Here is a 4,061-nt window from a genome sequence, read left to right on the forward strand (position 1 = left end):
AGAGGGGTTGTTGGTGGGTGTGGGTTGTTGGTGGGTGTGGGGTTTGACTGTGTTTGGGATTGCTTCCCTGGCTCAGGGCACCACGACCCGGCGCAGGTGGGCTCCCAGGCGTGTCGTGAACTCGTAGTGGATGGTCTGCGCCCAGTCCGCCAGGTTCTCCACGTGCAGGTGCTCGTCCCCGTCCTTGCCGAGCAGCGTCGCCGTCAGCGGCCGCTCGTCATGCGTCGCCCTCGTCACGTCCACGATGATGTGGTTCATCATCACCCGCCCCAACACCGGGCACCTCCTCCCGTTCACCAGTACGTGCGCCTTCCCTGATAGCAGCCGCGCGTACCCGTCGTAGTACCCCACCGGGAGCACCGCCACCCGCGTCGCCTCCGCGCACCGGTACGTGCACCCGTACCCCACGTAGCTCCCCGCCGGCAGCCACTTCACCACCTGGCTCGGGCACCTCCACGACAGCACCGGCCTCAGCTCCGGCACCCGCCCCAACACCAGCCGCGCCGAGAGTCTCGTCTCCGTCGACGGCCACAGCCCGTACAGCGAGATGCCCACCCGCTGCGCGTCGAAACGCGCCCTCGGCAGCACCAGCGTCGCCGCGCTCGCCGCCATGTGCCGCTGCAATGGCTCCTCCACCGGCACGCTCGTCCGCAGCGCCATCAGCCCACCCTCGAAGACGTCGAGCTGGGACTCGGCGTACGTCTGCTCCGTCACGTCCTCCGTGTTCGCGAAGTGGCTCAGCACCCCCACCACCCGCAGCACGTCCGCCGCCTCGCGCAGGAAGTCCAACTCGCCCCCCGCGATCTGCCCCGGCGTGAAGCCCTCGCGCCCCAGCCCCGTGTCCACGTGCACGTGCACCCTCAGCGGGTGCTCCAGCTTCGCCCGGCGCAGCTCCTCCGCCGTCTCCCTCCACGAGCCGTCCCCCACCACCACCTCCACCCCCGCTCGCGCCAGCGCCACCGCCTCCTCCGCATCCGTGGCGCCAATCACCAACACCTGCTTGCGCGGCAGGCCCTTCGCCTGCTCGAAGGCCCGCACCGTCAGCGCGTCCCCCGGCGTGATGAAGTACAGGACGTCCACCAGCGGGTGCACCAGCGGCAACATCTGCGTCAGCCCGTGGCCGTATGCATTGCCCTTCAACACCGCGCCCAGCGCCCTCGGCCCGTTCGTGTCCACGGATAGCTTGCGCAGCGTCGCCACGTTCGCCGCCAGCGCTCCCGCCGACAGCTCCAGCCTCGATGCCACCTTCCCCGGTGCTCCCGCAGTCACTTCGTGCATCTTCCGCCTGACCGTCCTTCGCGCCCGCCGGCGCCCTGTGTGATTCTTTTTCTTCCAAAGCCCGCCCCATTGCACGCGCCATCCGAGCGGGCAGCCATGGGAGCGTCCGATGCTCCGCACCCGGAGGGGAGCCCAGCCGTGCCCCGGGCGGGGGAGGGGGCTCGCTTCGTTTCCGTCGTGCGCATCCTCTCCGGCAGGAGGTCTCCCCATGAGCATCTGGCAGAAGCTGTCCTCTCGGTTCCGCGGGCATTCCGATGAAGTGGCGTCTCGTCCCGATTCCGAGTCCCCCGGCATGACCTACGCCGACTTCGAGCGCGACAAGGACCTCAAGGAACGGCAGCTCTCCGGCGCCTTCGAGTCTCCTCCTTTCGGCAAGGACGCCTCCGCCATCGAGCAGGACGAGTAGGGGCACGGGAAGGAGGACGGGGACGGGCACCCTCACCCCGGGGGGCTTGCCCCCCCTTTGAACGACGGGGGGCTCCTCTCCCGAGGGGAGAGGGGATGGATGGCGAGTATGGAGTCCTGTGATAGGTCGCTCGCTCGTCCCTCCTTCCTCCCTGCTCTCCATGCGCCTCCTGCTCGCCCTCCTCGTCGCGCTCCTCTGTGTCGTGCCGTCCATGGCCTCCGCACAGGCCTCCAGCCCCGCCTTGTTCCTCCTGCGCCCCGCTCGTGTCTTCGATGGCGTCTCCGCGAAGCCCCAGGAGGGTTGGGTCGTGCTCGTCCGCGGTGACCGCATCGCCGCCGTCGGGCCCGCTTCCCAGGTCACCGCTCCCCTCGGTACCGAGGTCGTCGAGCTTCCTGGCACCACCCTCGTCCCCGGTCTCATCGAGGCGCACTCGCATCTGCTCCTCCACCCCTACAACGAGACCTCCTGGAATGATCAGGTGCTCCGCGAGCCGCTCGCCCTCCGCGTCGCCCGCGCCACCAATCACGCCCGCGACACGTTGCTCGCCGGCTTCACCACCGTGCGCGATCTCGGCACCGAGGGCGCCGCCGATGCCGATGTCGGTCTCAAGCAGGCCATCCAGCAGGGCATCATCCCCGGGCCCCGCGTCCTCGCCACCACCCGCGCCCTCGTCGCCACCGGCTCCTATGCGCCAAAGGGCTTCGCCCCCGAATGGCACGTTCCCCAGGGCGCCGAGGAGGCCGATGGCGTCGACGCCCTCATCCGCGCCGTCCGCGGCCAGATGGGCAAGGGCGCCGATTGGATCAAGGTCTATGGCGACTACCGCTGGGGCCCGCGTGGCGAGGCGTTCCCGTCCTATTCGCTCGAGGAGATGAAGCTCATCGTCCAGACCGCTCGTGACGGTGGCCGCCCCGTCGTCGTCCACGCCAGCACCCCGGAAGGCATGCGCCGCGCCGTGCTCGCCGGTGCGGAGAGCATCGAGCACGGGGACGGTGGCACCCCCGAGGTCTTCAAGCTCATGGCCGAGCGCGGTGTCTTCTTCTGCCCCACGCTCGCCGCGGGGGATGCCCTCCACCAGTACGGCGGATGGAAGAAGGGCACCGACCCCGAGCCCGCCGCCATCCAGCAGAAGCGCGCCAGCTTCCGCGCCGCCCTCGCCGCCGGTGTCACCCTCTGCAATGGCAGTGACGTGGGCGTGTTCGCCCATGGCGACAACGCGCGTGAGCTGGAGCTCCTGGTCTCCTACGGCCTGTCGCCCCTGCAGGCGTTGAAGGCCGCCACTTCCGTCAATGCCCGCATGCTCCACATGGAGGACCGCATCGGCCAGGTGAAGGAGGGGCTGTTCGCGGACCTCGTCGCCGTCGAGGGAGACCCCACCCGCGACATTTCCGCGCTGCGTCACGTCCGCTTCGTCATGAAGGGCGGCACCGTGTTCCGACGGTAGTCGCCAGAGGTGAAGCTCAGGCTTCTTCGTCGGGCAGGAGCGTCAGCAGCAGCTCGTCGTCAGGCCCGAGTGGCCGCCATCCCGGGGGAGGAGGCGATGCCCGGAGCGCTGCCCTGGCCTGGTCGACGCGCTTCTCATGTGTCTCTGGAATGTAGGCAGCCCAGCGACCAATTGCCTTGGCAACCTTGAAGCGGTTGGCGTCATCCATAACGGTCGGCCAGCCATCAGGGAGACTCTGGGACAACATGCGCACGAGCACATCACGCACGAAGCGAGTGACCTGCTTGCGGTGCTCCGCCTCGGCGAGCAATTCGCTCAGCACCTGTACCCCCGCGATGTCGTCCGGGCCCAACTCGTCGGCCAGCGCCACCAGGGATGCCGTAGGGCGGGCATTCGCGAAGGCAGTGAGCGAGTCGTAACCCCGCTCGCGAACCCGCTCATGCAGGCGGGCCTTCCAATTTCCCTCCCAGGAACGCTCCTCGCTCATCTTCCACGGCAGCGAACGAAGTTCATTGGAATTTTATAATCGCCCATGTTTTCCGCGACGATGTTCAGGATCTCGTTCCGCGTCAAGATCCGACCTGCTTCGGCCTCTGCCTCGTACAGTGCCTTCATGAGCATCCGGTTCCATTCACCGGGCCACCTGCGCCCCAGCTTCCAGTTTCCACCACCGTGAAGCGCCTGGTGGGTGGCCTGCTGAAGCGCGACGCAGAACCTCTCGATGCTCATCTTGCCCGTGAAGCCGCGTGTCTCGAACCACTCGCGGAACTCCTTCGGCATGACGTGGTGACGTGGGGGCTCGGCCATGCCGGCGCCCGTCTTGCCCGTCACACGCATGGCCCGCACCTCGGGCGCATCGCCCAGCGCGTCGCGCACGCCCCTCGGGAGGTCGTCGTGGCCCCGTGCCATCATCACGTGGCCGGCCTGAATCCG

Annotated in this window: 4 protein-coding genes and 1 pseudogene; 2 read left to right on the forward strand and 3 right to left on the reverse strand. The window is 68.5% G+C overall.

Going from position 1 to position 4,061, the window contains the following annotated elements; genetic code table 11:
- Positions 1–72: 72 nt before the first annotated feature.
- Complete coding sequence (gene alr / locus Q664_RS20395; protein ID WP_043398071.1) at positions 73–1,278, reverse strand: alanine racemase; 1,206 nt, start codon at positions 1,276–1,278, stop codon at positions 73–75.
- A 208-nt stretch (positions 1,279–1,486) separates the two neighbouring features.
- Between alr and Q664_RS20400 the strand changes: the two genes are divergently transcribed.
- Both Q664_RS20400 and Q664_RS20405 read left to right on the forward strand, forming a co-directional pair.
- Positions 1,487–1,684: a hypothetical protein gene (locus Q664_RS20400; RefSeq protein WP_043398074.1), complete on the forward strand. Its 198-nt coding sequence runs from the start codon at positions 1,487–1,489 to the stop codon at positions 1,682–1,684.
- A 160-nt stretch (positions 1,685–1,844) separates the two neighbouring features.
- A complete protein-coding gene (locus tag Q664_RS20405; protein WP_043398079.1) occupies positions 1,845–3,128 on the forward strand; it encodes a metal-dependent hydrolase family protein in 1,284 nt (427 codons plus the stop codon).
- Positions 3,129–3,144: 16 nt separating this feature from the next.
- Here the strand turns inward: Q664_RS20405 and Q664_RS20410 are convergent, their stop codons facing one another.
- A complete protein-coding gene (locus tag Q664_RS20410) occupies positions 3,145–3,615 on the reverse strand; it encodes an NUDIX hydrolase (RefSeq protein WP_043398077.1) in 471 nt (156 codons plus the stop codon).
- Positions 3,612–4,061 (reverse strand): annotated as a pseudogene (locus tag Q664_RS20415) (DUF2380 domain-containing protein); the annotation flags it as partial. The gene Q664_RS20410 and the pseudogene Q664_RS20415, both read right to left, overlap by 4 nt.

Origin of the sequence: Archangium violaceum Cb vi76 (genome assembly GCF_000733295.1) — a bacterium.
GTDB lineage: Bacteria > Myxococcota > Myxococcia > Myxococcales > Myxococcaceae > Archangium > Archangium violaceum.

Coding starts and splice junctions, on each gene's coding strand:
- Q664_RS20400 (WP_043398074.1), top strand. CDS start 1,487: ATGAGCATCTGGCAGAAGCTGTCCTCTCGGTTCCGCGGGCATTCCGAT.
- Q664_RS20405 (WP_043398079.1), top strand. CDS start 1,845: ATGCGCCTCCTGCTCGCCCTCCTCGTCGCGCTCCTCTGTGTCGTGCCG.
- alr (WP_043398071.1), bottom strand. CDS start 1,278: ATGCACGAAGTGACTGCGGGAGCACCGGGGAAGGTGGCATCGAGGCTG.
- Q664_RS20410 (WP_043398077.1), bottom strand. CDS start 3,615: ATGAGCGAGGAGCGTTCCTGGGAGGGAAATTGGAAGGCCCGCCTGCAT.